The sequence below is a fragment of the Methylobacterium pseudosasicola genome, assembly GCF_900114535.1.
In the GTDB taxonomy this organism is placed as follows: Bacteria; Pseudomonadota; Alphaproteobacteria; order Rhizobiales; family Beijerinckiaceae; genus Methylobacterium; species Methylobacterium pseudosasicola.
Genome location: NZ_FOTK01000002.1, coordinates 119048 through 145969, shown reverse-complemented (window position 1 = coordinate 145969; position 26922 = coordinate 119048). Strand labels below are relative to the sequence as shown.

At 70.5% G+C, this 26922-nt stretch carries 28 protein-coding genes; 16 read left to right on the top strand and 12 right to left on the bottom strand.

The window, feature by feature from the left end; translation table 11 throughout:
• Positions 1–256: 256 nt before the first annotated feature.
• Positions 257–1411 carry an acyl-CoA dehydrogenase family protein gene (locus BM228_RS02865; RefSeq protein WP_092037019.1) on the top strand — a complete coding sequence of 385 codons (1155 nt, stop codon included), beginning with the start codon at positions 257–259 and terminating at the stop codon, positions 1409–1411.
• A 185-nt stretch (positions 1412–1596) separates the two neighbouring features.
• Here the strand turns inward: BM228_RS02865 and BM228_RS02860 are convergent, their stop codons facing one another.
• The 4 genes from BM228_RS02860 to BM228_RS02845 form a co-directional block, all read right to left on the bottom strand.
• Entirely contained in the window at positions 1597–2469 is an 873-nt protein-coding gene (locus BM228_RS02860) for a tetratricopeptide repeat protein (protein WP_092037017.1), read from the bottom strand.
• Between the two features lie 281 nt (positions 2470–2750).
• Positions 2751–3860 carry a 5-(carboxyamino)imidazole ribonucleotide synthase gene (locus BM228_RS02855; protein WP_092037015.1) on the bottom strand — a complete coding sequence of 370 codons (1110 nt, stop codon included), beginning with the start codon at positions 3858–3860 and terminating at the stop codon, positions 2751–2753.
• Positions 3857–4354: a 5-(carboxyamino)imidazole ribonucleotide mutase gene (purE, locus tag BM228_RS02850; protein ID WP_092037013.1), complete on the bottom strand. Its 498-nt coding sequence runs from the start codon at positions 4352–4354 to the stop codon at positions 3857–3859. Before purE ends, BM228_RS02855 begins: the two co-directional genes overlap by 4 nt.
• A gap of 78 nt (positions 4355–4432) precedes the next feature.
• Positions 4433–4651: a YdcH family protein gene (locus BM228_RS02845; protein WP_092037011.1), complete on the bottom strand. Its 219-nt coding sequence runs from the start codon at positions 4649–4651 to the stop codon at positions 4433–4435.
• 173 nt (positions 4652–4824) lie between these two features.
• On the opposite strand from BM228_RS02845, the gene BM228_RS02840 reads away from it, so the two are divergent.
• Positions 4825–5007, top strand: a complete 183-nt coding sequence (locus tag BM228_RS02840; RefSeq protein WP_007563171.1) for a YdcH family protein — start codon at positions 4825–4827, stop codon at positions 5005–5007.
• 537 nt (positions 5008–5544) lie between these two features.
• Here the strand turns inward: BM228_RS02840 and pip are convergent.
• Positions 5545–6507, bottom strand: coding sequence for a prolyl aminopeptidase (gene pip / locus BM228_RS02830; RefSeq protein WP_092037007.1), 963 nt, complete (start codon positions 6505–6507; stop codon positions 5545–5547).
• A gap of 99 nt (positions 6508–6606) precedes the next feature.
• On the opposite strand from pip, the gene BM228_RS02825 reads away from it, so the two are divergent.
• The 3 genes from BM228_RS02825 (at position 6607) to BM228_RS02815 (ending at position 10527) form a co-directional block, all read left to right on the top strand.
• Positions 6607–8532 (top strand): propionyl-CoA synthetase, encoded by a 1926-nt coding sequence (locus tag BM228_RS02825; RefSeq protein ID WP_092037005.1) that lies wholly within the window; start codon positions 6607–6609, stop codon positions 8530–8532.
• A 189-nt stretch (positions 8533–8721) separates the two neighbouring features.
• Positions 8722–9141: a CopG family transcriptional regulator gene (locus BM228_RS02820; protein WP_092037003.1), complete on the top strand. Its 420-nt coding sequence runs from the start codon at positions 8722–8724 to the stop codon at positions 9139–9141.
• A 78-nt stretch (positions 9142–9219) separates the two neighbouring features.
• Positions 9220–10527: an extracellular catalytic domain type 1 short-chain-length polyhydroxyalkanoate depolymerase gene (locus BM228_RS02815; RefSeq protein ID WP_244536994.1), complete on the top strand. Its 1308-nt coding sequence runs from the start codon at positions 9220–9222 to the stop codon at positions 10525–10527.
• A gap of 527 nt (positions 10528–11054) precedes the next feature.
• Here the strand turns inward: BM228_RS02815 and BM228_RS02805 are convergent.
• Positions 11055–11540 carry a phospholipase A2 family protein gene (locus BM228_RS02805; protein WP_092037000.1) on the bottom strand — a complete coding sequence of 162 codons (486 nt, stop codon included), beginning with the start codon at positions 11538–11540 and terminating at the stop codon, positions 11055–11057.
• Between the two features lie 187 nt (positions 11541–11727).
• On the opposite strand from BM228_RS02805, the gene BM228_RS02800 reads away from it, so the two are divergent.
• The 3 genes from BM228_RS02800 (at position 11728) to BM228_RS02790 (ending at position 13485) form a co-directional block, all read left to right on the top strand.
• Positions 11728–12846: an NADH:flavin oxidoreductase/NADH oxidase gene (locus BM228_RS02800; protein WP_092036998.1), complete on the top strand. Its 1119-nt coding sequence runs from the start codon at positions 11728–11730 to the stop codon at positions 12844–12846.
• Positions 12847–13006: 160 nt separating this feature from the next.
• Entirely contained in the window at positions 13007–13207 is a 201-nt protein-coding gene (locus BM228_RS02795; RefSeq protein ID WP_092036996.1) for a DUF5397 domain-containing protein, read from the top strand.
• Complete coding sequence (locus tag BM228_RS02790) at positions 13207–13485, top strand: virulence factor (RefSeq protein WP_092036995.1); 279 nt, start codon at positions 13207–13209, stop codon at positions 13483–13485. The genes BM228_RS02795 and BM228_RS02790 overlap by 1 nt, the downstream gene beginning before the upstream one ends.
• Positions 13486–13630: 145 nt before the next feature.
• Here BM228_RS02790 and BM228_RS02785 read toward each other — a convergent pair whose 3' ends face one another.
• Positions 13631–14386 (bottom strand): phosphodiester glycosidase family protein, encoded by a 756-nt coding sequence (locus tag BM228_RS02785; protein ID WP_092036993.1) that lies wholly within the window; start codon positions 14384–14386, stop codon positions 13631–13633.
• Between the two features lie 224 nt (positions 14387–14610).
• Between BM228_RS02785 and BM228_RS02780 the strand changes: the two genes are divergently transcribed.
• The 3 genes from BM228_RS02780 to BM228_RS02770 all read left to right on the top strand — a co-directional run bounded on the left by BM228_RS02780 (position 14611) and on the right by BM228_RS02770 (position 17419).
• Positions 14611–15114, top strand: a complete 504-nt coding sequence (locus BM228_RS02780) for a hypothetical protein (protein ID WP_092037343.1) — start codon at positions 14611–14613, stop codon at positions 15112–15114.
• A gap of 128 nt (positions 15115–15242) precedes the next feature.
• The gene (locus BM228_RS02775; protein ID WP_092036990.1) at positions 15243–16547 is read left to right on the top strand and encodes an MFS transporter; all 1305 of its coding nucleotides are present in this window, start codon (positions 15243–15245) and stop codon (positions 16545–16547) included.
• A 2-nt stretch (positions 16548–16549) separates the two neighbouring features.
• Positions 16550–17419, top strand: a complete 870-nt coding sequence (locus BM228_RS02770) for an amidohydrolase family protein (protein WP_092036988.1) — start codon at positions 16550–16552, stop codon at positions 17417–17419.
• Between the two features lie 6 nt (positions 17420–17425).
• Here the strand turns inward: BM228_RS02770 and BM228_RS02765 are convergent, their stop codons facing one another.
• The 3 genes from BM228_RS02765 to BM228_RS02755 form a co-directional block, all read right to left on the bottom strand.
• Positions 17426–17620 carry a hypothetical protein gene (locus BM228_RS02765; RefSeq protein ID WP_092036986.1) on the bottom strand — a complete coding sequence of 65 codons (195 nt, stop codon included), beginning with the start codon at positions 17618–17620 and terminating at the stop codon, positions 17426–17428.
• 146 nt (positions 17621–17766) lie between these two features.
• On the bottom strand, positions 17767–18408 hold the full coding sequence (locus BM228_RS02760) for an alpha/beta hydrolase (protein WP_092036984.1): 642 nt from the start codon (positions 18406–18408) through the stop codon (positions 17767–17769).
• 7 nt (positions 18409–18415) lie between these two features.
• Positions 18416–18976, bottom strand: a complete 561-nt coding sequence (locus tag BM228_RS02755) for a cupin domain-containing protein (protein ID WP_092036982.1) — start codon at positions 18974–18976, stop codon at positions 18416–18418.
• Positions 18977–19127: 151 nt separating this feature from the next.
• Between BM228_RS02755 and aptA the strand changes: the two genes are divergently transcribed.
• A complete protein-coding gene (aptA, locus tag BM228_RS02750) occupies positions 19128–20462 on the top strand; it encodes an omega-aminotransferase AptA (RefSeq protein ID WP_092036980.1) in 1335 nt (444 codons plus the stop codon).
• 495 nt (positions 20463–20957) lie between these two features.
• The gene (locus BM228_RS02745; protein WP_092036978.1) at positions 20958–22019 is read left to right on the top strand and encodes an SDR family oxidoreductase; all 1062 of its coding nucleotides are present in this window, start codon (positions 20958–20960) and stop codon (positions 22017–22019) included.
• Between the two features lie 306 nt (positions 22020–22325).
• Here BM228_RS02745 and BM228_RS02740 read toward each other — a convergent pair whose 3' ends face one another.
• Complete coding sequence (locus BM228_RS02740; RefSeq protein ID WP_092036976.1) at positions 22326–23615, bottom strand: ArgE/DapE family deacylase; 1290 nt, start codon at positions 23613–23615, stop codon at positions 22326–22328.
• A gap of 217 nt (positions 23616–23832) precedes the next feature.
• Between BM228_RS02740 and BM228_RS02735 the strand changes: the two genes are divergently transcribed.
• From BM228_RS02735 to BM228_RS02725, 3 genes are all read left to right on the top strand, one after another.
• On the top strand, positions 23833–24471 hold the full coding sequence (locus tag BM228_RS02735; protein ID WP_092036975.1) for a L,D-transpeptidase: 639 nt from the start codon (positions 23833–23835) through the stop codon (positions 24469–24471).
• Positions 24472–24740: 269 nt separating this feature from the next.
• Positions 24741–25226, top strand: coding sequence for an SRPBCC family protein (locus BM228_RS02730; protein ID WP_092036973.1), 486 nt, complete (start codon positions 24741–24743; stop codon positions 25224–25226).
• A gap of 301 nt (positions 25227–25527) precedes the next feature.
• Positions 25528–25872 (top strand): hypothetical protein, encoded by a 345-nt coding sequence (locus tag BM228_RS02725; protein ID WP_092036971.1) that lies wholly within the window; start codon positions 25528–25530, stop codon positions 25870–25872.
• 59 nt (positions 25873–25931) lie between these two features.
• Here BM228_RS02725 and fdhE read toward each other — a convergent pair whose 3' ends face one another.
• Positions 25932–26921, bottom strand: a complete 990-nt coding sequence (gene fdhE, locus BM228_RS02720) for a formate dehydrogenase accessory protein FdhE (RefSeq protein ID WP_092036969.1) — start codon at positions 26919–26921, stop codon at positions 25932–25934.
• Between the last annotated feature and the right edge of the window lies 1 nt (position 26922).

Genomic DNA, 26922 nt, shown 5'->3' with positions numbered 1-26922 from the left:
CCCTCTGCGGCTATCGAATTCCCAGATCGAGGCTTCTCGGTCGCAAGTCTCTAAACACAACGCGTTTCCCCTCCCCCTTGTGGGGAGGGGTCAGGGGTGGGGGTGGTGCAGAAGGCACCGTCACGCCCGGTCCTGCACCACCCCCACCTCCAACTCCTCCCCACAAGGGGGAGGAGAGCGCGTCGCGCCTCACATGAATCGATGTGTGAACATTGCGGCCCGCAGAGGGGGGAGGGGGACGATCGAGGAACCTGACATGGATTTCGACCTGAACGAGGACCAGTCGCTCCTGCGCGACAGCGTCGAGCGGCTGGCGGCGGATCTGTACCCGTCGCTGGAGAGCCGGCAGGCGCGGCTGAAGGCGCCGCTGGGCTTCCCGGAGGAAGGTTGGGCGGCCTTCGCTGAGCTCGGCGTCACCGGCCTGCCCTTTTCCGAGGATGAGGGCGGGCTCAGTGGCGGCCCGGTGGAGACCATGCTGATCATGGAGGCGGTGGGGCGCAACCTCGTGGTCGAGCCGCTATTCGCGAGCCTGGTGCTCGGCGCGACGGCGCTGCGGCTCGGCGGCAGCGCAGCACAGAAAGAGAAAATCCTGCCCGGCGTGATCGACGGCAGCCTGCGGCTCACCCTGGCCCATACCGAGCGCCAGTCGCGCTACGACCTCCACGACGTGGCGACCACGGCCCGGCGCTCCGGCCAAAACTTCGTGCTGAGTGGGGCCAAGAGCGTCGTGCCCAATGCCGACGCGGCCGGGCTGATGGTGGTCTCCGCCCGGGTCTCCGGGGAGCGGCGCGACCCGCGCGGGATCGGGCTGTTCCTAGTGCCGACCGATGCCGCGGGGGTGGCGATCGAGGCCTACCCGACCCAGGATGGCGGGCGTGCCGCCGAGGTGTCGTTCTCAGACGTCACACTGCCGGCCGACTCGGCTTTAGGCGATCCCGAGGGGGGCCTGCCCCTGCTGGAGCGGGTGGTCGAGCACGGCATCGCGGCGCTCGCCGCCGAGGCGGTGGGCTCCATGGACGCGCTCCACAAGCTGACGGTGGAATATCTCAAGACCCGCAACCAGTTCGGGGTCAGCGTCGGCTCGTTCCAGGCGCTGCAGCACCGGGCGGTGGACATGCTGATCCAGCTGGAGCAGGCGCGCTCGATGGCGCTCTACGCCGCCATGATGGTCGAGGCGGAGGATCCCGCGGCGCGGGCGGCGGCGCTGGCGGCCGTGAAGGTGCAGATCAACAAGGCCTGCCGGTTCGTCGGCCAGGAGGCGGTGCAGCTGCACGGCGGCATCGGCATGACGCTCGAATATCTCGGCGCCCACCACTTCAAGCGGCTCGCCATGATCGAGTACCAGCTCGGCGACACGGCCCACCACCTGCGCCGGATCACGCAGAGCGAGAACGGCCTGCTGGCGGCGTGAGGGGTTTTTTTAGCCCACCCCATCCAACCCCCCTCATCCTGAGGTGACGGGCGATCGCAGATCGCCCGGCCGCGAAGGAGCCCTCCAGACAGCGCAGAGATCCCTGGAGGCCTCCTTCGAGGCCTCCGCTTCGCTCCGTCGCCTCAGGATGAGGGGGATGGGTGGGATGAGGGAGTCAAAAAAAATCAGTTGAACAGCGAGCCCACGCCGCCCTGCACGCGGCTGAGGCCAGCGCGGGCGACGGCGTTGTTGGGTTCGATCACGGCGGCGCGCTGGTAGTTCTCGAGCGCCTCCTTGCGCTGGCCCGACTTCTCGTAAGCCAGGCCCCGATAGGCCCAGGAGGTGGCGTCCTTGTTGTTCACGTTGAGCGCCGCGTTGTAGTCCTCGATCGCCTTCGGGTACTGGTTGGTGGCGATGAGGCTCTGGCCGCGGGCCGCGTAGGGCGCGGACACGAACGGGTTGCGGTCGATGGCGGCGTCGAAATCGGCGATCGCCTGGGTCTCCTGCCCCTGCTTCTGCCGCACCAGGCCGCGGGCGTGGTAGGCCTCGGCCGATTCGGGCATCAGCCGGATCGCGACGTTGAGGTCGGAGAGCGCCTGGTCGAGGTTGCCCTGGGCGCGCTCGACATTGGCGCGGCCGATATAGGCCGGGCCGTAATTCGGATCGATGCCGATCGCCTTGGTGAAATCCTGGAGCGCGGCGGCGTCGCGGCCGACCTGGCGCTCGGCCAGCGCGCGGTTGTTGTAGGCCGAGCCCGAATTCGGGTCGATCTGGATCGCCTTGGTGAAATCCGCGATGGCGTCGTTGAACTGGCCGGCCCGGGCATAGGCGGCGCCGCGGGTGGTGTAGGCGGCGGCGTCGTTCGGGTTGCGCTGGATCACCTCGGTGAGCGAGGCGATGTTGACATTGGTGGCGCCGGTGGTGTCCGTCTCCAGCACCGCGTATTGCCGCGGGCCGGCGGCGCTCCCGACGGTCTCGCAGCCCGCAAGCGCCGCGGCCGAGAGCGTGGCCGCGCCGATCAGCGCGATCTTGTGTGCCAGCCCGTTGCGTACGATCATCGCCCCACTCTCCCCGGGGCGCGGCCCGCATCCCGCGTCCCACCCCGCCCCCGATTTGTCCGTCGCCCGGCCCGCGCCGCGCCCCCTCGTCTCCGGGGCACCGTCGCGCATCGCGGTGAATGCCGGCTTAAGGATGCGCGGTCCCGTGACCGGTCAAGCCGTGGTGGAAGCTTCGGGATGTGGCGAAGGTATGGCTCGCGACGGCGCGCGGGCCGAGTCGCGGCCTCCGGCGCGCGCGCGGCCGGTCCGGTGTGCCCTCGAAGCCGCAGAACCGGGCCCGGTCAGGCCTCCGGGACGCGCCCGAGCCGGGTGACGTGGCCCATCTTGCGGCCGGGCCGGGCCTCGCCCTTGCCGTAGAGGTGCAGGTGGGCGCCGGGCTCGGCGAGCAGCGCCGACCAGTCGTCCGCCTGGGCGCCGATCAGGTTGCGCATCTCCACCGGCAGCCCGCCGACCCGGGCCGAATCGCCCAGCGGCCAGCCGGATACCGCCCGGACATGCTGGGCGAATTGCGAGGTCAGCGCCCCCTCGATGGTCCAATGCCCGGAATTGTGGACCCGCGGCGCGATCTCGTTGACCACCAGCCGCTCCACGCCATTCTCGCGCACCAAAAACATCTCGACGGCGAGCACCCCGACATAGTCCAGGGCGTCGGCGATGCGCTTGGCGATGTCGAGGGCGGCGCGGGCGGTCTCGGGGGTGAGGCCGGGGGCCGGCACCCGGGTCAGCGCTAGGATGTGGTCGCGGTGCTCGTTCTCGCACAGGTCGAAGGCCGCGAAGCTGCCGTCGCGGCCGCGCGCGGCCACCACCGAGACCTCGCGCTCGAACGGCACGAACCCCTCCAGGATCAGGGGCGCGCCGCCGAACTCGGCGAACAGCGCGTTGCGGTCGCCCTCGGCGCGCTCGCGCAGGATGCGCTGGCCCTTGCCGTCGTAGCCGAACCGGCGGGTCTTGAGCACCGACGGCAGGCCGAGCGCCCCGATCGCCCGGTCGAGATCGTCGGGCGTATCGACGGCCTGGAACGGCGCCGTGGGGATGCCGAGCCGGTTGATGAATTCTTTTTCCGTCAGGCGGTCCTGCGTCGTGGACAAGGCCTCCGCGTTCGGGTGCAGGGGCGCGTGCCGGGCCAGGATATCGGCGGTGGCGCGCGGGATATTCTCGAACTCGTAGGTCACCGCGTCGACGCTCTGCGCGAAGCCGGCCAGGGCCTCGGCGTCGTCGTAGGCCGCGCAGGTGGTGCGGGCGGCGACGTCGAAGGCGGGGCTGTCCCGGTCAGGCGCGTAGACATGCACCTTCAGCCCGTAATTGGCCGCCGCGAGCGCGATCATGCGCCCGAGCTGTCCGCCGCCGACGATGCCGAGGGTGGAGCCGGGCTTCAAAGCTGTGTCCGTCACGAAAGGGCTTCCGTCTCCGGCCGTTCGGCCACCGATGCGGTCTGGGCCGCGCGCCAGGCATCGAGGCGTTCCGCCAGGCCGGGATCCGAGAGCGCCAGCACCGCGGCGGCGAGCAGGGCCGCGTTGACCGACCCGGCCCGGCCGATCGCCAGGGTCCCCACCGGGATGCCGGCCGGCATCTGCACGATCGAGAGCAGGCTGTCCTGTCCGGACAGGGCCTTGGATTCCACCGGCACGCCGAAGACCGGCAGGCGGGTCATCGCGGCGGCCATGCCGGGCAGGTGCGCGGCCCCACCGGCCCCCGCGATCACCACCTTGAATCCGGCCGCGACGGCGCCCTTGGCGAAGGTCACGAGCCGGTCGGGGGTGCGGTGAGCCGAGACGATGCGCGCGTCGTACGGCACCCCGAGCGCATCGAGCGTCTCGGCGGCGTGCCGCATGGTCGCCCAGTCGGACTGACTGCCCATGATGATCGCGACCGGAGGCGACGCCATCGTTGATCCCGGCAAAAGAGGGCGCTTACAGGCGGGGCGGGCCGGCGGCAAGGCGCCGCGCCGGCCCGTCCACGGCCATCACGCGATGATGTCCGGGGTGAGGGCGTCCTCGATGTGGTAGATCCGGTCGCGCAGGGTCAGCTTGCGCTTCTTCAGACGCTGGATCTGAAGCTGGTCCCCGGCGACGCTGCGCTCCAGCGCCTCGATGGCGCTGTCGAGATCCCGATGCTCCTCGCGCAGCCGACTCAGCTCGGCTTCGAGATCCGATTGCACGCTTTCACCCGACGCGTCCGCCATCGTCACCTGCGGGACCGAAGACCGTTCTGTGTCGAAGAGCATGCGTTACGCCCCGCCGCGGGACAAGCCGGCCTGGCAAGCATTCGTCAGGCTTAGCCGGAGAAAAGGCTTCCACAGGTGCGGCATCCTGTGCCAGTCTCGGTGTGTCGGAACAATGACAGGAGATTCGACTCATGTCGCTGCAGACGCATCTGAGCCAACTCGCCCGGAAGCACGAAGCCCTCGAGCGTGAGATTCACGAGGCGATCCACAGGCCTTCGGCGAACGACCTCCACATTGCAGAACTGAAGCGACGGAAACTTCTCCTCAAGGACGAAATCAACAGGCTGCAGGCCGGCACCGACACGCTGCATTGAGCCGCGCCTGAGTCCACCCCGGACATACACGCACAAGGAGAACCGCCGCACCGGTCCGCCCGGTGCGGCGGTTTTTTCTTTTTGGGGGTGACGACAGACCGTGGTGGCCCAACCCTGTCCCTCATCCAGAGGTGTCGGCGTCAGCGGGCCTCGAAGGAGTCCTCCAGATGCCGCTGCAATCCCTGGAGCCCTCTTTCGAGGGCGACGCCGTGTGCCGCCACCTCATAGGCTGTGAGTTCCCCGATCCTTCGAGGACGGAGCGCGACAGGCCCCTCTCCCGTGCGGGAGAGGGCTGGGGTGAGGGACCAGGTTTTTCCGGAGAGGTCGCACCCCTCACCCTGTCCCTCTCCCGCACGGGAGAGGGGACCCGCGCCTCGTCGTGGCACGCAAGCCCGTCTGTCGATCGAAAGACTTACAGCCTTTCAGGATGAGGGGGTTGAGTGGGAGAAGCCGATGTATCGGGCACCTGCTCGGACGAAACCGGCGCTCTCATCAATACCAGCAGGTTGGAACCCTGGCAGCGGCGCCCACAAACGATCACGACAGCGATGCGAAAGCCGCGATCGCGCGTTGCATGCAGGCCGTCAGGTCCGGGCCGCCATGCCCCTCGGTCTCGACGATGTGAAGGCTGCTCGCCGGCCAGGACCGAGACAGGAGCCAGGCCGTCCGGGCCGGGCTGCTGATATCGCGCCGGCCGTGGACCAGGGCGCCCGGTATGTCGCGGATCCGGTTCATGCGCGCCAGGATCGCATCGCTGCCGCGCAGAAAGCCGTCGTTCGCCCAGTAATGCGTGACGAGCGTCGCGAACACCCGCGCGGCCTCGGGATCGGGGAAGCTGAGCGGCGCGAAATCCGGGCTCAGGGACACATGCGTGTCTTCCCAGGCGCACCAGGCACGCGCCGCCTGCGTGCGGTCGTCCGGGTTTCCGGATGCGAGGCGGCGCGCATAGGCGTCCACGACGCGCTCGCCGTCCCGGCGGCCCGCCTCGGCGGCGAACCGGTCCCACACCTCCGGAAAGATCGCCCCGACCCCTTCGGTGATCCAGTCCACCTCCTCGCGGCTCGTGGTGGTGACGGCGCCGAGCACCAGGGCGGTCACCGCGTCAGGACAGGCTTGGGCGTAGGCGAGGGCCAGGGTCGTCCCCCAGGAAACGCCCGAAACGAGCCACCGCGCCAGGCCCAGATGTCGGCGGACGGCCTCGATATCCGCGATCAGGGCCTCGGTGGTGTTCTCGTGGAGCCGGTCCAGCGCCTCGATGGCGAGGGGCCTGCTGCGTCCGCAACCGCGCTGGTCGATGCTGACGACCTTGTAACGGGTCAGGTCGAACAGGCGCCGATAGCCGTTTGCGCGCGACGGCGCGCCCGGACCGCCGTGCAGGAACAGAGCCGGCTTGCCATCGGGATGGCCGGTGATCTCCCAGTGGATGGCGTTGCCGCCGGACACATCGAGAAGCCCCGATGCGAAGGGCTCGAACACGGCTCGATTCGGTGACGCGTGCATCGCGGCATCCTATCGACCACCCGCGCGCGCAAAAAATAAGAATCAGCTACTCTGCGGGTGATGCCGCCGGAGAGCGGCCCCCGAGGACACGCAGCGCCGATGACCACCGCCAGCCTGCCGGGCCGCTATCCCGAAATCTACGATGCGGCGCGCCGCGACCCGGACGCGTTCTGGCTGGAGGCGGCCCGGGCGCTCGACTGGGCGCAGACGCCGAAGCGGGCCTTCGCGCCGGACTCCGGCCCCTACGGCCGCTGGTTCCCGGACGGGACGCTGAACGCCTGCCACAATGCGGTGGACCGCCACGCCGACGGGGCGCGGGCCGAGCAGGCGGCGATCCTGTACGATTCCCCCGTCACCGGCACCAAGCGCAGCATCAGCTACCGGGAGCTGCGCGACGCGGTGGCGGCCCTCGCCGCGGTGCTGGCCGAGCTCGGCGTCGACAAGGGCGACCGGGTCGTGCTGTACATGCCGATGGTACCCGAGGCCCTGTTCGGCATGCTGGCCTGCGCCCGGCTCGGGGCCGTGCACTCGGTGGTGTTCGGCGGCTTCGCGGCCAACGAATTGGCGGTGCGGATCGAGGATGCCGCCCCGAAGGTGGTGCTGGCCGCCTCCTGCGGCCTCGAGCCGAACCGGGTGGTCGCCTACAAACCGCTGCTGGACCTCGCGATCGCCACCTCCCGGCACAAGCCGGAGGCCTGCCTGATCCTGCAGCGGCCCCAATGCGCCGCGAGCCTGGTCGCGGGGCGCGACCACGATTGGGCCGAGACCGTCGCGGCTGCCCGGGCCGCGGGCAAGCAGGCCGCCTGCGTGCCGATGGCCGCCACGGACCCGCTCTACGTCCTCTACACCTCCGGCACGACCGGCAAGCCGAAGGGCGTGGTCCGGGATACCGGCGGCTACCTCGTGGCGCTCGCCTGGTCGATGCCGAACCTCTACGGCGTGCAGCCCGGCGAGACCTATTTCTGCGCCTCCGATATCGGCTGGGTGGTCGGCCATTCCTACATCGTCTACGCGCCACTGCTGCACGGCTGCACCACGGTGCTGTACGAGGGCAAGCCGGTGGGCACGCCGGATGCCGGGGCGTTCTGGCGGGTGGTCGCCGAGCACGGCGTCGTCTGCCTGTTCACGGCGCCGACGGCGCTGCGTGCGATCAAGAAGGAGGATCCGGCCGGGTCGCTGATCGGCGATTACGACCTCTCGGCGTTCCGCAGCCTGTTCCTGGCCGGGGAGCGGGCGGACCCGGATTCGGTCGCCTGGGCCGAGCGGGTGCTGGGGCGGCCGGTGATCGACCATTGGTGGCAGACCGAGACCGGCTGGCCGATCGCCGGCAATCCGCTGGGCCTCGGTCTCCTGCCGGTGAAGCACGGCAGCACCTGCGTGCCGATGCCGGGCTACCGGGTCGAGGTGCTGGACGAGGGCGGCAAGCCGGTCCCGCCCGGCACGATGGGCACCATCGCGATCCGCCTGCCCCTGCCGCCCGGCTGCCTGCCGACCCTCTGGGGCTCGGACGAACGGATGCGGTCGAGCTACCTCGCCACCTTCCCGGGCTATTACGACACCTCGGATGCCGGCGTGATCGACGCGGACGGCTACATCACCGTGCTGGGGCGGACCGACGACATCATCAACGTCGCGGGCCATCGCTTGTCCACGGGCGGCATGGAGGCGGTGCTGGCCGGCCATCCGGATGTCGCCGAATGCGCGGTGATCGGGATCCGCGACGCGCTCAAGGGCGAGGTGCCCTGCGGCTTCGTGGTGCTGAAGGCCCGGGTCGACCGGGCCCCCGAGGACATCGAGCGCGAACTCGTCGCCAAGGTGCGGGACGAGATCGGCCCGGTGGCGGCGTTCAAGCTGGCGCTCACCGTGCCGCGCCTGCCGAAAACCCGCTCCGGCAAGATCCTGCGCGCCACCATGAAGCGCATCGCCGACCACGATCCCTGGACCATGCCGGCGACCATCGACGACGCCACCGCCCTCGACGAGATCGACGCCAGCCTGAAGGGGCGGGGGATCGGCGCCGGCTGATCACGCGTCGCGATCCGGGTTCCCGAAGGGCCTGAGGCCCTTCGGCGGGGTTCGGGGCGCGCAGCCCCGATCTCGGGCGAAGCCCGACACCAGGGCGGTTTCGAGACTCGCCGCAGCCGCCCCTTGCGTCCTGCCATCCGCTAACCATCTCTAGACCATCCAACCGGATGGCCTGGGGAGGGCGAGGCGATGAGCGACAGCGGGCAGGAACTTCGGCCCAAGGTCCCGGACAGCGAGAAGATCACGATCAATCTCGGCTTCGTCGATCTCGGCCGGGTCGACCTGATGGTCCGCGAGGGGTTCTACGCCAACCGCGCCGACTTCATCCGCACCGCCGTGCGCAACCAGCTCGACCGGCAGGAGGAGGCTTTGCGCCAATCCGTGGCCCGGCGTCAGCTGCGCCTGGGCGTCTCGCATTACTCGCGGGCCACCCTCGAAGCCGCCCGGGACGCCGGCGTGCCCCTCCACATCCAGGTTCTGGGCCTCGCCACCGTGGCGATCGACGTCACCCCCGAACTCGCCCGCGCCGCCATCGCCTCCGTCGAGGTGCTGGGCGCGTTTCAGGCGAGCCCCGCCGTCAAGGCCGCCCTGGCCGACCGGACCGCCTGAAGCGGCCCGGACCAAACCACCGCACAGTCAGGCGCAGCCGCCGGCCGTGTCCGAACCAGACCTGCAAGGATCGGCCCGATGAAATACGTCCCCAAGATGGACTTTCTGAACCTCGATCTCGCGAAGATGAAGCTCGGCGCGTTCGGGACCTCCGGTCTCGGCACGGCCGAGGCCGAGGGCCAGCGCGCCGCCCGGGCCGCCCGGATGAGCGCCGCCCTGGGCCGGTTCCAGCGCCGGCAGGCCGACGCCTTCGCCCGCTGGGCCGAGGGCCGCGACCGTCCGGCCGAGCCCGCCGGGACCGCCACCATCGACATGGAGGCCCCCAAATCCCCCAACGGCGCCTGGACGGCGCCGGACCCGGCCGCCGCACCGAACCACGCCGCCCCTGATGGCGCCGACATCGCGTCGGCGGTGATGCGCACCGTGCGCGACAGCCTCGCCAAAGGCGGCATTCCCACCGGCGGCTTCGCGGAGGGTTTTGCCGGCGGCTTCGTCCAGCCGGGCAAGCCCGCCGCCGCCGTGCCGGCGGGCGCCCGGTTCGAGGATCGCGTGTTCACCGCCGCCGCGGGCAGCCGCCGCTACAAGGTGTACGTGCCGAGCGGATACACCGGCCAGGCGCTGCCGGTCATCCTGATGCTGCACGGCTGCACGCAGAACCCGGACGATTTCGCCGCCGGCACGCAGATGAACCGCCTCGCCGAGGAGCAGACCTTCCTGGTCGCCTATCCGGAGCAGCCCCAGTCGGCGAACATGCAGCGCTGCTGGAACTGGTACGCCGCCGGCGACCAGGCCCGCGACGGCGGCGAGCCGGCCCTGCTCGCCGGCATCGCCCAGGCGGTGGTGAAAGAGTTCTCAGCCGATCCGGATCGGGTCTACGCGGCCGGCCTGTCGGCCGGGGGTGCCGCGGCGGCGATCCTGGCGGCGACCTATCCGGACCTGTTCGCGGCGGTGGGCGTCCATTCCGGCCTGGCCTGCGGCTCGGCCCGGGACGTCGCCTCGGCCTTCGCGGCCATGAAGGGGCAGGGGGGCGCCCCGGGGCGCAACCGGCAGGCGGTCCCGACCATCGTGTTCCACGGCGACGGCGACCGCACCGTCCACCCGGCCAACGGCGACCAAGTGGTCGCCCAGGCCATGGCGGTCTCGGGCCTCGCCGAGACGGTCGAGCAGGGCAAGAGCCCGGGGGGCGTCGCCTATACCCGAACCGTCCGCAGCGACGGCACCGGTCAGGCGCGCCTCGAATACTGGGTCCTGCACGGCGCCGGCCACGCCTGGTCCGGCGGCAGCCCGGACGGGTCCTTCACGGACCCAAGCGGCCCGGATGCGAGCCGCGCGATGGTCCGGTTCTTCCTGGGTCATACGCGGGCGGCAGGTGCCGGCAGAGCGTGACGGGACGCCCAAGGGGCTCGCGGATCCCCTATCGCCGGATGTGGCGTGGGTCCCCTCTCCCGTGCGGGAGAGGGACAGGGTGAGGGGTGCAACCTCTCCGGAAAAACCGGATCCCTCACCCCAGCCCTCTCCCGCACGGGCTACGATGTTCACAGATCTCCGGACGAAGCGCGGGCTCCCCTCGCCCCGCTTGCGGGGAGAGGCCCGCACGGACCTCGTCGTCCGTGCGGGAAGCGCAGGCGCAGCCGAAGCGGTGGTGAGGGGGCGGCTCAGAACGGGACGCGCGTCCTGAACCGCCCCCTCACCCTCGGCTGCCGCCTCGCTCCGGCGACAACAAGGTCGCCGGAGCCCTCTCCCCGCAAGCGGGGCGAGGGGATCCCCGCACCAGCGCCTGAGGCGAGCGCAGGCCGCGGTGGAAAAGGGCCGAACGCGATGTGTGAATCCGCTAGCCCGCACGGGAGAGGGAGCGCACCGCGCCGCACGGGACGCGGGGTGCCAGAATCGCCGGGGTTGCCCCCGGCTCAGCCTCACTCCGCGTCGTCCGGCTCCTCGTCCGGCAGATCGGCCGAGGGGGCCGGCCGGGACAGGGGCGGGGCGTAGGCGCCCGGCACCGTGTCCGTCGAGACCGAGGCCGGCAGGCGCTGCGGGCCCGGCTCGGCCGGGATCAGGGTCGCGCTCGCGGCCACCAGGCCGGCCAGGGCCCGCAGGTCGTCGGGCTGGCGCGGGTCGCGGGAGATCAGGGCCGCGTCCCGCTGGAGGCGCAGGTTGCATCCTTGCGACGGCAGGCCGCCGTTCGGGGTGCAAGCATCGTGGCGGGCGCAGGCCGCGTCGAGGGCGTCGATCGGCGGCAGCGGGGCGTTGTTGCCCGGGCCGCAGTAATTGCCGTGGATCAGGATTTTCGGGCCGCCGAACGCGGCCGGCTGAGCCCAGGCCGGAAGGGCGAGGAACGCAGCAAGGGCGAGCGGGGCCGCGGCCGCGGCGGCGAGTCGAGCGGAACGGTTCGGGAGCATCATCGGAGGACCTTGAGCGATCTCGCCCCCTCAGGCGGTTCGCGTCGCCGGCGTCAGGCCGTCGTCTTCCAAAAATTCCGGGACGGGCGCTCGGTTCCCGGCTGCGATCCGCGCATGCCTCCCAAGCTGGAGCGCGCTGGCTTCGCTGCGACCTCGCACCACATAGAGTTCGCACCTGCCGGAGCCGCCCATGACCGCCCGCCTGTTCGAACCGCTCACCCTCGACGCCCTGACCCTCGAGAACCGCATCCTCATCGCGCCGATGTGCCAGTATTCGGCCCGGGACGGCGAGGCCACCGACTGGCACATGATCCATCTCGGCCAGCTCGCCCAGTCGGGCGCCGGCCTGCTGACCCTGGAGGCCACCGCGGTCTCCCCGGAGGCGCGAATCACCGCCTGGGATCTCGGCCTGTACTCGGACGGCTGTGAGCGGGCGCTCGGCCGGGTGCTGGAGGCTTTGCGCGAATACGCGTCGATCCCGATCTGCATCCAGATCGCCCATGCCGGCCGCAAGGCGTCGAGCCAGGCACCCTGGGAGGGCGGCCAGCAGATCCCGCCGGAGCATCCCTATGGCTGGCGCACGGAGGCGCCCTCGGCGGTCCCGCACGGCGAGGCCGAGGTGCCGCCCCACGCCCTCGACGCCGCCGACCTGAAGCGCGTCCGCGACCAGTTCGTCGCGACCGCCAAGCGCGCGGTGCGGCTGGGGATCGAGGCCGTGGAGCTGCACGGCGCCCACGGCTACCTGTTGCACCAGTTCCTGTCGCCGATCGCCAACAAGCGCACCGACCAGTATGGCGGCAGCCTCGAGAACCGGATGCGCTTCCCGCTGGAAGTCTACGACGCCGTGCGCGACGTCGTGCCCGCGGGCAGCCCGGTCTGGCTGCGGGTCTCGGCCACCGACTGGGTCGAGGACGGCTGGGATCTCGACGAGACCGTGGCCCTGGGCCAGGCACTCAAGCGGGCCGGCTCGCCGGCGCTCCACGTCTCGACGGGCGGCGTCTCGCCCAAGCAGGCGATCAAGCTCGGGCCGGGCTATCAGGTGCCCTATGCCGAGCGGATCAAGGCCGAGACCGGGCTGACCACCATCGCGGTCGGCCTGATCACCGAGGCGCAGCAGGCGGAAGAAATCCTAGCGGAGGGCAAAGCCGACGCGATCTCGCTCGCCCGGGCCATGCTGTACGATCCCCGCTGGCCCTGGCACGCCGCGGCCGAGCTCGGCGCCCAGGTGCGCGCACCCAAGCAGTACTGGCGCTCGCAGCCGCGGGAATACAAGGACCTGTTCAAGGACACGGCGTTCGGGCAGCGGTGAAGCGCGATCCAGTTCCGAGACGATTGGCTATACGGACTCGAGTGTGTTTCCGTTGTCCGATCCGGCCTCGCTCATCGTGGAGCAAAACCCGATTTGGTTTTTGTCTGCTTGCAGTGTCGAGATAAGATTGAGACCGAGTTTGGGTGCGGAGAGAATCGTCATGCAGGCAGTCATCGCACCGCCGGCCGTTCCGGTCGGCAAGATCAAGAGCTTCGGACCGTTCGGTCCGAAGTACGAGGTCGGTCGAGCCCTTCGCCAGTTGGATGACGGCGACTGGATGATCGAGGTCACGATGATCGAGACGGGGGAGAAGGCGGAGTACCGCTGGACTCACCTGACCGACGACCCCGAGGCGTACTGATGTACGCAGTGGCTTTTGATCTGATCGTCGCTGAAACGGAGAAGCACCATCCGAAGGGCGTGACGCAGGCGTACACCGAGATCGGTGCGGTGCTCGGCGCGTACGGCTTTCACCGCGTGCAGGGAAGCCTGTACGTCACGGAGAAGGAGGACATGGCCAATCTGTTCCTCGTCATCCAGGCCTTGCGTGCAAAGGTGTGGTTCCCGAAGTCGGTACGCGACATTCGCGCCTTCCGTATCGAGCAATGGTCGGACTTCACGGCTGTTGTAAAAAGCTAAGTGAAACGTACGATGACGGAGAGGCAGGCGATCAAACTGGCAAATCTACAGCCCGGCCCGTTCGTCGGCCGCGACATGCAATTCGTCACCGCTCGCAGCAACCATGTTCTGCCGTTGCGGCGCCAACAACAGCAGGCCTTCAACCTTACCGCGCGATCGCTCCGACCAGCGGCCCCAGCGGCCGACTGATATCCGAGCGGTTGAGATTCGGCGCGTAGAGGCTCGACACCGTGCCGTCGAGGAACAGGGCGTCGCGGCAGCCGAGGTCGTCCCGGAACAGGCGGGCGAAGGCCCCGAAGGTCACCGGACGCTCGGAGATAGCGAACACCGCCACGCGCCCGTCCTCCTGCACCCCGACGCCGTTGCGGATCTTCTGGCTCGGCCCGTCCGCGGAAATCTTGGGGTGGATCTGGCCGTCGATCACCAGCATCGGGCCGGATTGCGTGGCGAAGTCCGGCCGGAGCTTCGCCCGGAGGTAATGGCCGGTGTCGAGCACCCCGGCCCGGTCGCCCTTCACCCAGAACACGCCGTTGGGCTTGAGGTGGAAATTGCCCGGTCCGTCCGCGGTGGAGACGCGCTTCATCTCGCGCCCGTCCTCGACATAGAGACCCACCGGCACCTGGTCCTTGTCGTACATGCCGGCATTCATCGCGAAGCCGAGGCGCCCGCCCTGCTTCTCGGCGAGGGTGCCGAGGGCGCCGTAGGGCCGGCCATCCTCCTGAAGCCAGAACAGCCGCAGCCGCTGCCGCCGCAGGTCGATGGTGCAGACCGTAAACGTCTCGCCCTGCGCCTGGACGGCGCGACACAGCTCCGGCGCGGCCGGCGCCGCCATGGCGCCGCGGGCGAGGGCTGCCAGCGCCAGCAGCGCGATCAACAGGGCGTGAACCGGGCGCGTCGTCATCGGTGGTTCCGTGAGGCCCACAGGCGGAGACGCGGGCGGACGCAGCGCCTCTCGCCTGGGAAAACGGCGATTTTGGTGTCCGGAACCGCACTTTCGGGCCCGGAGATGGTGCCAGGCTTGCGCCGCGGGCCAGCGGCGGCGCGCCGCGGCCGGAGGCTGAACTGTTTTCTATACTCGGACGTTTCTGGCTCACGAGGGCGGTATTGGATCGACGGAGAAACATGATGAAGGGTGCAATGCTCGGCTCGGCCATGCTGGCCGCGGGTGCCCTGGTTCTGATGCCGGCCAGCGCCGATGCGCGCGGCTTCGGCGGTGGCGGTTTCCATGGCGGCGGGTTCCACGGTGGTGGCTTCGGCGGTGGATTCCGGGGCGGTGGGTTTGGCGGCTTCCGCGGTGGCGGCTTCGGCGGCGGATTCCGCGGCGCCGGCTTCCATGGCGGCTACGGCCGGGGCTTCTACGGCCGCGGCTACGGCTATCGCGGCGGCTACGGCTACGGCCTCGGCGGCCTGGGTCTCGGCGTCGGTCTGGGCCTGGCGGCGGGCGGCCTCTATGGCGGCTACGGTGGCTACGGCTATCCGGGTTACGGTTACGGCTACGGCGGGGGCTACGCCCCGGTCGGCTACGGCTATGGCGGCGATTACGGCTACGGCGGCGGCTGCTACACGGTCCCGCGGACCCGCTGGACGCCCTACGGCTACCGCCGGGTCCTGGTCGAGCGCTGCTACTGAGCAGCCCGGCCCAGGCTGAAACGAACGGGAGAGGCCGCCTTCGGGCGGCCTTTTCTTTGCGTGGGGCCTCCGCACGGTTGGACAGCTCGGCCATAGCCGATACTGGTCATCACGGGCAGGAGAGCGTCATGCGTACGGAAACCGGGGCGGTGGATACGGGCGTGGAGGCGGTGGAAATCCGCGACGCCAGCCTGACGGCCTTCTACCGCTCGATGACGCCGCCAGAGCGACACACCTTCTGGGCCTGCGCCGCCGGCTGGTGCCTCGACGGCATGGACTTCATGATCTACCCGCTGGTGATCGGGACGATCATGGCCCTGTGGCACGTCGATGCCGGCACGGCCGGGCTCGCCGCCACGGTGACGCTGCTGGCCTCGGCGCTCGGCGGCTGGCTCGCCGGCTTCGTCGCCGACCGGATCGGCCGGGTGCTCACCCTGCAGATCACCATCCTGTGGTTCTCGGTGTTCTCGCTGCTCTGCGCCTTCGTGCAGAACTTCGAGCAGCTGCTCGTCGCCCGGGCGATCCTGGGGCTCGGCTTCGGCGGCGAGTGGGCGGCGGGTGCCGTGCTGATCGGCGAGACCATCCGGGCCGAGTATCGCGGCCGCGCCGTCGGCTCGGTCCAATCCGGTTGGGCGATCGGCTGGGGCATGGCCGTGCTCGCCCAGGCGGTGACCTTCTCGCTGCTGCCCCCCGAGATCGCGTGGCGCTGGATGTTCGCGATCGGCGCCCTGCCGGCCCTGTTGATCTTCTACCTGCGCCGCTACGTCCAGGAGCCGCAGGTCGCCGCCGAGACCCGCGCCCGGGCCATCGCCACCGGTGACCGGCCGAAGATCTGGGAGATCTTTTCCGGGCCGATCCTCAAGACCACGCTGCTCGCCTCGCTCGCAGCCGCGGGCTGCCAGGGCGGCTATTACGCGATCACCACCTGGGTGCCGCGCTTCCTCACCACCGAGCGCCACCTCTCGGTGGTGTCCTCCACGGGTTACCTCGCAGCGCTGATCATCGGCTCGTTCACCGGCTACCTGGTCGGCGCCTGGGTCGCGGACCGGCTCGGCCGGCGCCCGCTGTTCCTGATCTTTTCCCTGGGCGCGATCGCCGTCGTGATCGCCTACACGCAGATCCCGCTCTCGAACGGCGTGCTCTGGGTGCTGGGCTTCCCCCTCGGGTTCTTCGCCTCGGGCTACTTCTCCGGCATGGGCGCCTTTCTGACCGAGCTCTACCCGACCCGCCTGCGCGGCTCGGGGCAGGGGTTCTGCTACAATTTCGGCCGGGGCGTCGGCGCCCTGTTCCCGGCGCTGGTCGGCTTCCTCGCCGAGCGCGCCGGCCTCGCCTCGGCCATCGCGATCTTCGCGGCGATCGCCTACGGGATCTTCTTCCTGGCGGCTTTCGCGCTGCCCGAGACCCGCGGCCGGGTCCTGCACGCGGATACTTGAGCATGGCCGAGATCCGAGACTGCCCCGCCCCGGATCCGCATCCGGGCGGCCCGACCCGCTACCGGGTGCCGGAGGGCGCGGTCGATACCCACGCCCACGTGATCGGCCTGCCGCCGGCCTATCCGCTGGTGGCCGACCGCAGCTACACGCCCCCGGCCGCCCCGGCGGACCGCTATCTCGCGATGCTTGACGCCACCGGCATGGCCAACGGCGTGCTGGTCCAGGTCAGCGTCCACGGCACCGACAACCGGCTGATGGTGGAGACGCTCCGGGCCAACCGGCAGCGCCTGCGCGGCATCGCGGTGATCCCGCTGGGCCTGCCCGATGCGCAACTCGCCGCCTTGAAGGAGGCCGGAGTTGTAGGCCTACGCCTCAACGTGCTGTTCGGCGGCGGGATCGGCCTCGACGCGGTGGAGGCCTACGGGGCGCTCGCCCGGGAGATGGGTTGGCACCTCCAGTTCCTGCTCGACGCCCGCGACCTGCCGCCCATCGCCACCCGCCTGTCGCGGTTGGCCGTACCCCTGGTCTTCGACCATATGGGCCACATGCCGGCCTCGGCGGGGGTAGAGCATCCGGGCTTCCAGGCCCTGCTCGGCCTCGTGCGCGACGGCAACTGGGTCAAGCTCTCCGGCGCCTTCCGGGATTCGGTCGCCGGGCCGCCCTATGCCGACACGATCCCGTTCGCCCGCGCCCTCAACGACGCCGCCCCGGAGCGCTGCGTCTGGGGCTCGGACTGGCCGCACGTGGCCGCCTGGGACGGACCGCCGCGCCTCGCCGACCTCCTTGACCTGATGGCCGAGTGGGTGCCGGACGCAGACCGGCGCCGCCAACTCTTCGTCGACAACCCGCGCCGGCTCTACGGCTTCGACTAGATTTTTTTAAACGCGCAGGTCGACGTGCCGGCCCTGGCCGGGAGGCGCGGGGGGATTTGAGGCGGCCTTGGTCGCGCTCTCCGCCACGAGCCCGGCGACGGCCTTCTCGGAGGCGATCTGCTGGCGCGCCGCCGCAATGCCGATCGTCTGGTTCTGGGATGTGGCCAGCAGATGTGTGGCGGTGGCGGCAAGAGAGCTCATGCACCCTCCCTAGCCGGCCTCCCCTGAACCCGGCGTTAGCCGGATCCGTCGCCTTTGAAGAGAAACCGGCCGGGTCGGCCATGATCGCGGATTTTCGACCAATCCCCCTATCCTGAGGCCGAGGACGGGATAGGCGCGTTCTGACATCACCCGCCGCACGCAAAAGCTCCGGTCGCCAGGAACCGCAAGGTCTGCGCGATCACGGTCGGATGATTCATCATCAGCGCGTGGCTCACCGGCAGGACCAGATGCCCTTGCAGGCCGGCGATCCGGGTCGCGGCCACGCTGACCCGCCCGTCATTGGGCCGGGGCAGCATCAGCCAGCCGACCGGATCGACGGTGCGGGTGCCGGCGATGACGCCGATCGCGTAATCCGGCTCGGGCCAAGTCGGGACGGTGCCGGTTCCGAGCATGAGCCCCGCCGGCCCGAGGATCCGGCGGTAGAGCCGGAGATGGCCCAGCCGGTCCACGATCTCGCTGCCGCGATTGGGCGGCCCGAGCATGACCAGCCGGCCGAGCCGCTCCGGCCGCGCCTGCGCGATCAGCGCCCGGGCGAGGAGGCCGCCCATCGAGTGCCCGACGAGATGCACAGCGCCCGGAGTCTCGTGCGCGATCGCGGCGACGCGGGGGCCGAGCGAAGCCGCGAGGTCCGGCAGGGCGTGGCGGGTCGAGGGATAGTCGAGCGCCACCGCCCGGTAGCCCGACGCCGTCAACGCCGCCCGCATCCGTGCGAGCGAGGCGGCCGTCCGGCCGAGGCCGTGCAGGAGGATGACGCTGTCACCCGGCATCGGGGGCTCAGAAACTTGGCGGCGTGCAGGCGCTCACCACCTCGCACGGGTTGGGGCCGACGCAGCGGAACCGGTGCGGGCGGCGGCTGTCGAAGCTGTAGGCGTCGCCGGGGCCGAGGATGCGCCGCTCCTCGCCGACCGTGACCTCCAGGCGCCCGGACAGCACGATGCCGCCCTCCTCACCCTCGTGGGAGAGCGGGACCCGACCAGTATCGGCCCCGGGCTCGTAGCGCTCCTTCAGCAGCTGGAGCGCGCGCCCGAACAGGCTGTCGCCGACCTGGGCGTAGGAGATCGCCCCCTTGGTCGCCTTGCGGCCGATCTCGGTGAGCTCGTTCGCGGCGAAGAACGCCTTGCGCTCGGGCTCCGGTTCGAGGGCGAAGAATTCGGCCATGCCGATCGGCACCCCGTCGAGGATGCGTTTCAGGGCGCCCACCGAGGGGTTCACCCGGTTGGCCTCGATCAGCGAGATCGCCGAGTTCGTCACCCCGGCGCGCTTGGCCAGCGCCCGCTGCGACAGGCCGTGCCGGGCCCGCACGAAGCGCAGGCGCGCGCCGACATCGATGCTCATCCGCCCAGGCCCCGTTTCAGGTGTTGAGGATCTCGCAACGGTGACGCCCGCGGCCCCGATTCTGCAAGGGCTTGGCGGCGATCAGAAAAGGACTTGTTGCCCGATCCGCCAGGGTGTCCCCTGGACCGATTGCCGCCCCGGAGCGCCCTCCATGACCGATCATCCCTTACGCAACACGCCGTCCCTCGACGCCTTCTGGATGCCGTTCACGGCCAACCGCCAGTTCAAGGCGGCGCCGCGCATGCTCGTGGCCGCCGAGGGCATGCACTACACGGCCGATGACGGCCGCACAGTGCTGGACGGCACGGCCGGGCTCTGGTGCGTCAATGCCGGGCACGGGCGCCGGGGAATCGCGGCGGCGGTGGAGCGCCAGCTCGCCACGCTCGACTTCGCCCCGACCTTCCAGATGGGCCACCCGATCGCGTTCGAATTCGCCGAGCGTTTGGCCGAGATCGCCCCGGGCGGTCCGGACCAGCGCCTCGACCGGGTATTCTTCACCAATTCCGGCTCCGAATCGGTCGACACCGCCCTCAAGATCGCGCTCGCCTACCAGCGGGCGATCGGGCAGGGGACCCGGACCCGGCTGATCGGCCGCGAGCGCGGCTATCACGGGGTCGGTTTCGGCGGCCTGTCGGTGGGCGGCATCGTCTCGAACCGCCGGGTCTTCCCGCAGCTCAACGGCACCGACCACCTGCGCCACACCCACGACCCGGCCCGCAACGCCTTCGTGAAGGGCCAGCCCGAGCACGGGGCGGAACTGGCCGACGACCTGGAGCGGCTGGTGGCGCTCCACGGGGCCGAGACCATCGCGGCCTGCATCGTCGAGCCGGTGGCCGGCTCCACCGGCGTGTTGATCCCGCCGAAGGGCTATCTGGAGCGCCTGCGCGCGCTCTGCACCAAGCACGGCATCCTGCTGATCTTCGACGAGGTCATCTCCGGCTTCGGCCGCCTCGGCGCGCCCTTCGCCACCGATTATTTCGGCGTGGTGCCGGACCTCGTGACCAGCGCCAAGGGCCTGACCAACGGCACGGTGCCGATGGGCGCGGTGTTCGCGAGCCGCCCGGTGCACGACGCCCTGATGAACGGCCCGGACGGGATCGAGCTGTTCCACGGCTACACCTATTCCGGACACCCGGTGGCCTGCGCGGCCGGCCTCGCCACGCTGGACATCTACCGGGAGGAGGGGCTGCTCACCCGCGCCGCCGACCTCGCCGACGATTGGGCGGCGGCGATGCACGACCTGCGCGGGCGCAAGAACGTCATCGACATCCGCACCATCGGGCTGGTCGCCGGCATCGAGCTGGCGCCCCGGCCCGACGCACCCGGCAAGCGCGCCTACGACCTGTTCGTGGATTGTTTTGCGCGCGGGCTGCTCACCCGGGTCACCGGCGACATCATCGCGCTGTCGCCGCCGCTGATCCTGGAGCGCGACCAGATCGGCGAGATCGTCGATGTGCTGGGCGCGGCGATCGACCGGGTGGCGTGAGGGGCGGGGCAGTCGACAGATCGGGTTCGAGGCTTTCGGCGGGAGCCCCTCGCCCCGCTTGCGGGGCGAGGGGATTCACACATCGTTCCGGTAGCAAGCGTTTGAAGCACCGCGCTTTTCCCCTTCCCCTTGCGGGGAGGGGTCAGGGGTGGGGGTGGTGCAGGATCGAACGGCACGGTGCCTTCTGCACCACCCCCACCTCCAACTCCTCCCCGCAAGGGGGAGGAGAGCGCGTTGCGCCTTTCATCCGCCGATGTGTGAACATCGTAGCCCCGCGCGCGGGGAGAGGGGGAACCCGCGCAGCGCCCGGAAAGTCGTGAGCACCGTCTCTCGCAGAGGGATGACACCGGGTGTGCCGAGTCGCTGACCTCCACCCATCGACACCCCGCCAATACCCTCGGCGCGGGGGAGGGCGGCGCCGTGCGGCCTTGAAGCCTGTGGGTGCCGGCCGCATGTGCCGCTCAACCTGGGTTTGACCGGGTCGAGAGGATTTGCATGTCGAACACCGCCCTGATCGTCGGCGCCAGCGGGATCGTCGGGAGCGCCACCGGGGCGCTGCTCACCGAGGAGGGCTGGCGGGTCGCGGGGCTCGCCCGCAAGCCGGTGGATCTGGCCGGGGTCGAGCCGGTGGTGGCCGACCTGCAGGATCCGGCCTCCCTGGAGACGGCGCTGGCCGGCCTCGCCCCGAGCCACGTCTTCCTGGCGACCTGGCAGCGGCGCCCAACCGAGGCCGAGATGATCCGGGTCAATCGGGCCATGATCGAGAACCTGCTCGACGCCCTGCGGCCGCAGAAGAGCGTCCGCCACGTCGCCCTGGTGACCGGGCTGAAGCACTATCTCGGCCCGTTCGAGGCCTACGGGAAGGGCACCCTGCCGCAGACGCCGTTCCGCGAGGACCAGGGCCGCCTCGACATCGAGAATTTCTATTACGCCCAGGAGGACGCGGTGTTCGCGGCCAGCGCCCGGGACGGCTTCACCTGGAGCGTGCACCGCCCGCACACCATCATCGGCAAGGCGGTGGGCAACGCCATGAACATGGGCACGACGCTGGCCTGCTACGCCACCCTGTGCCGTGAGTTGGGGCGCCCCTTCACCTTCCCGGGCTCGGCCGCCCAGTGGAACGGGCTCACCGACATGACCGACGCCCGGCTGCTGGCCCGCCAGCTGCTCTGGGCCTCCACCGAGCCCAAGGCCGCCAACGAGGCGTTCAACGTCGTCAACGGCGACGTCTTCCGCTGGAGCTGGATGTGGGGCCGGATCGCCGAATGGTTCGGGATCGAGGCGGTGCCGTTCGACGGGACAATCCGGCCGCTGGAGGAGCGGATGGCGCAGGACGGGCCGGCCTGGGCCGAGATCGCCAAGCGCCACGGCCTGGCCGAGCCGGACCTCCAGAAACTCGCCTCGCCCTGGCACACCGACGCCGATCTCGGCCGGCCAATCGAGGTCGTCACCGACATGAGCAAGAGCCGGCGCCTAGGCTTCACGGCCTACCAACCTACGGACGACGCGTTCTACGACCTGTTCACCCGGCTCCGGGCGGACCGGCTGATCCCTTGAGGGGAAGCACCCAGCGCCGGATGCGACGCGGGTCCTCTCCCGCACGAGCTACGATGTCCTCACATCGTTGCCGGATGGGAGCAAAGACTGGACCCAGGCGCGTCTCCCTCCCCCCTATGCGGGGGAGGGTGGGCCGGCCGTTAGGCCGGGTCAGGAGAGGGGACCCGGGTTCAGACAAGGGCGCGACTAGCATGACGGGCTAAGCCCTATCCTGCACCGTTGCTCCCCTCTCCCGACCCCCTTCGGGGGCCACCCTCCCCCGCAAAGGGGGGAGGGAGCGCGCGTCTCATACGGACCCCCGAACCCTCAGCCCACCCGCCGCTCCGTCCCGCACCATTCGGCCACGAACAGCGCCATCGCGGTGGTGCAGCGCTGCACCGAGGCGAGGCTGACGCGCTCGTCGAAGCCGTGGATGTTCTGGGCGCTCGGCCCGTAGCACAGGGCCGGCACCCGGTCGTAGAGAGCGTGGACCCGGGTATCGAGGTAGCTCGGCGACATGAAGCTCTGCAGCTTCGTGCCCATCGCCCGCTCGTGGGCGCGGCCGAGCACGGCCTCCGCCTCGGAGCCCGCCTCCAGCACGTAACCCTCGGCGAAGAAGCCGTTGAAGGCCACCCGCGGCGGGCTGTTGCCGAGGAACGGATCGGTGCGGGCGAAGTTCGCCACCGCGGCCTCGATCTCGGCGGCGGCCCGGGCCGCAGGGACGCCCGGATAGAGCGCGACCCGGCAGTCGATCCGGCACCAGGCCGGCACCGAGGACGCCCAGTCGCCGCCCTCGATCCGGCCGATATTGAGGTTGATCGGGTGGTCCTCCGCCTCGAAGTGGCGGTGCTCGGACTTCTCGGCGTTCCAGCGCGCCTCCAACTCGCGCAGGGCGCCGATCACCCGGTAGGTGGCGTCGATGGCGTTGGCGCCGGCTCCCATCTCGCGGACATGGACCGGCACGCCCCGCACCTCGACGGTGAACCACAGCACGCCGGTATTGGCGCGCACGAGCTTCTCGTCCTCGGGCTCCGGGATCAGCACGGCGTCGGCCCGGTAGCCGCGCAGATGGGTGGCGAGTGCGCCGTTGCCGGTGGATTCCTCCTCGACCACGGACTGGATCGTCACCGCGGCGGCGGGCTGGAGACCGAGGCGGGCGAGCGCGTCGAGGGCGAACAGGTTGGCGGCGTGGCCGGCCTTCATGTCGCCGCCGCCGCGGCCATACAGCCAGTCGCCCTCGATCACCGGGTCGAAGGGCGGATGGGTCCACAGGTCGAGGGGCCCCACCGGCACCACGTCGACATGGGCCTGCAGGATCAGCGAGCGCCCGGTCTCGGTCTGCGGGCGATGGTGGCAGACGACGATCGGGGCGTCCGAGTGGCGTTCGTCGATCTTCGAGCCGCCCGGATGGGCCGCGATCGCGGCGCGGTCCATAGCGAAGGGCTCGGTGGCGTAGCCCCGGGCCCGGAACGCCCCGAACACGTAATCCTGGCAGGCGTGCTCGGCGCCGCGTAGGGAGGCGAACCGGACCAGGGCCTGCGTGTGCGCGACCTGGTCGGCAAAACCCTCCGCCACAGAGGCTTCGATCTCGGCGGCGAGGGCGGGGTCGAGAGCCATGGAAACTCCGGAACGTGGATCGGCAGGAGGCGCCCGGCCTGGGGCGCCTGTCAACGGCCGCATCTTCCGTGCCGAAGCCGACCCGCGCCGCCCCTGCGAGCGCCGATCCGCCTGCGCAGTCGAACCCCAGATCCACGGGCCTTCACCCAGGAACCTTGGCGTTGCCAATAGCTTAGCCTATCTGAAATCCGTCTTCGCCCATCCATCGAGGTCGTGCATGCGTATCGGTCTGGTCTCGGTCCTGTCCGGATTGCTCCTGTGGGGCGCCGCGCCGTCGGCGGTGCGGGCGGATGTGCTCATCAGCGTCGACAAGTCCGCCCAGCGGATGGAGGTCACGGTCGATGGGCAGCCGCGCTATGCCTGGCTGGTCTCCACGGGCGTCGAGGCCCACGACACCCCGTCCGGCTCCTATCGGCCGTTCCGGATGGAGCGCACGCACTTCTCGAAGGAATGGGACGACGCGCCCATGCCGTTCGCGATGTTCTTCACCAATCAGGGCCACGCGATCCACGGCACGAACCACGTCCGCAGCCTCGGCCGCGCGGCCTCGCATGGCTGCGTACGCCTCTCGGTGCGCAACGCCGCGACCCTGTTCAACTTGGTGAAGGCGCAGGGGATGAACCGGACCCGCGTCCAGATCGAGGGCGCCGATGCCCTGGTGGCCGAGCGCAGCACGCGCAGCCGCCGGGTCGCCCGGAGCCGCGATCTTTACGCGCCGGACGACGGCTACGCCGATCTCGACCAGATGGGCCGCCGCCCGCTCCCGGCCTACGCCCGCACCGCCGTGCGCCCGGCCTACGCGCCGGTGCCGGGCTATGGGTACCCGGTCGCGGTGGATGTGGGGGAGGGCTGGTAGCCGCCTGCCTCGTCATTGCGAGCGTAGCGAAGCAGCCCAGGGCGGCGCGCGATCTCAGATCGTAGCGTCTCGCTGGACGCTTCGCGGTGCTGGCGATGAGGGGAGACGAGCGAGCCGTCGATCCGGCCCCCACCCACCGCGTCGTCTGAGCGCGGCCACCCACCCCCATCCGCGCCGCCCATTGCCCCGGCGGGCATCCCGGCCTAGCTCCTGCGCGGCCCCAGAGCCTGCGCGGCGTCCGCCGCGATCGATATGGATGGAGACCCCCGATGCCCTTCGCTTTCAGCCGGCCCCTGCCCCTCGCTGCCCTGGCGCTGGCCGCCTCCACCGGGGCGGGCTATGCCCTGGAGGTGACGCGCTCGGCCGACATCGCCGCGCCGCCCGCCAAGGTCTGGCAGACGATCGGCGAGTTCTGCGGCATCGGCGACTGGCACCCGGCCATCGAGAAATGTGTCCTGTCCGACAAGGACGGCATGAAGGTCCGCACCCTCAGCCTGAAGGGCGGCGGCACCCTCAAGGAGGAGCAGGTCTCCCGAGACGACAAGGTGATGAGCTACACCTACACGATCCTGGAAGGCCCGCTGCCGGTGTCCGACTACAAGTCGACGCTGGCCGTGGCCCCCGAGGGCTCGGGCTCCAAGGTGACCTGGAGCGGCACCTTCAACGCCAAGGGCGCCCCCGACACCGTGGCGGTCGACGCCATCCAGGGCATCTACGAATCCGGCCTGAAGGCGCTGGCGGACAAGGCAAAGTAGGGCGCACGCAGGCGACGGATCAGCACCGCTTCGCCGGGCGCCAACATCACGAAAAGCAGGGACCTCCCCCTCCCCCTTGCGGGGAGGGGTCAGGGGTGGGGGTGGTGCAGGATGCGGCGCTGCGGTGCCGTCTGCACGACCCCCACCTCCAGCTCCTCCCCGCAAGGGGGAGGAGAGTGCGTTGCTCCTGAGACAAAGCAATGTGTGATCATCGCGGCGCGGGCGCGTGCCGCCGGGGCGATTGACCCACTGCCAAGCTCGGCTCAAAACCCCGGCGGCGCAGCCCGTGCGCCGCAACAGGATGATCGCCGTGCCCGCGTCCCGTCTCCCGATGCGCCTCAGTCTCGTCGTTCTCGCCGCCGCGACGCTGGGCGCCTGCCAGCAGCGTTCCGGGCCCAAGGTCTCCGAGCCCTCGCCCCTCGTTCCGGCGCCCCTGGTCCTGCCCACGGGCAGCGGCTGCGGTCCGGAGATCGCCCGCACCAAGGCCATCGTCGATAGCGACGTGGCCACCGGCAATCTCAACAAGCCGGTGGGCGACCGCTTCAACGCCGACCTCAGCCAAGCCGCCGCGAAATGCGCCGCCGGCAAGTTCGGCGAGGCGCTCCACCTCCTGGCCGCCGCCAAGAGCCGGTACGGGTATCGTTAAGAGTTAGCAGGGCTTCGCCCTGCACCCGCACAAGGTCCCGGACCTTGTGGATCAGGGACTTAGACGATGAACAGCAAGTTCAGGCCCGCGCGGCGAAATCCGTCCTCGGCGATCTTCAGGTCGAGGCCGTAGGAGGCGATATCGTCCACCACCGGGTCGAGCTCCGGCGCCCGGTGCTGGTGCAGGTGCTTGATGTAGCTGTTGCAGGTCGTGCAGGTCTCGACCTGGACGTCCTTGGACACCTCGTCGAGCCCGTAATAGCTGATGCCCTCGCCCGAGCCGCAGGCGGTGCAGCGGATCCGGACGTGGTTCCACAGGGTGCTGCAGACCGAGCAGCTCAGGTACCGGGCCTTGTCGGCCGGGGTCCAGCTCACCACCACGCTCGCCACCGGCGCGCCGCCGCAGCACGGGCAGACGCCGTCGGCCACCGGCTTCAGGGCCGACGCGTCGAGACGGGCCGCATCCTGGGCGAACCGGACCTGCAGGGCCGCCGCCACGAACACGCATTCGGCGATCCGCTCCATCGGAAGCGCGCCCTCGACCACCTCCAGGGCGAGGTCAAGGCGGTCCGCCGGCGAGGCGGCCAGCAGGCTCGCCCGCGCCGCCTGGGACGCCTCCGGGGACACCGACAGGTCGAGCTGCTCCAGAAGCGCGGTGAGGCAGCCGTCGAAGCCGGCATCCGCCTCCAGCCGGTGCCGCGACAGGGGCGGCATGCCGTGCTCGGCGCGCAGCGCCGTGTCGGCCGCCTCCGGCGCCGCGGCGGGCGGGAAGGCCGCCTGCACGGAGGCTTGCGCCCAGGCGATCTCGGCCACGAACCGGAGATAGGCTTCCATCGGATGCCCCGGCGCCGCGGCGGTCAGGCGCGCGGCCCGGTCGGCGAACAGCGTCTCAGGATTCGGCAGCCGCACGAACGGGACCGAGCCCGAGATCCCGATCTTGTCGGGATCGGGCTTCAGCTCGCTGAAATCCCGCCGCCGGGGTTTCGGCTCAGCCGCGGCAGGCTTCGTCTCGGCCGGAGCCGCGGGCTTCCGCCTGAAAAAATTGGCCACG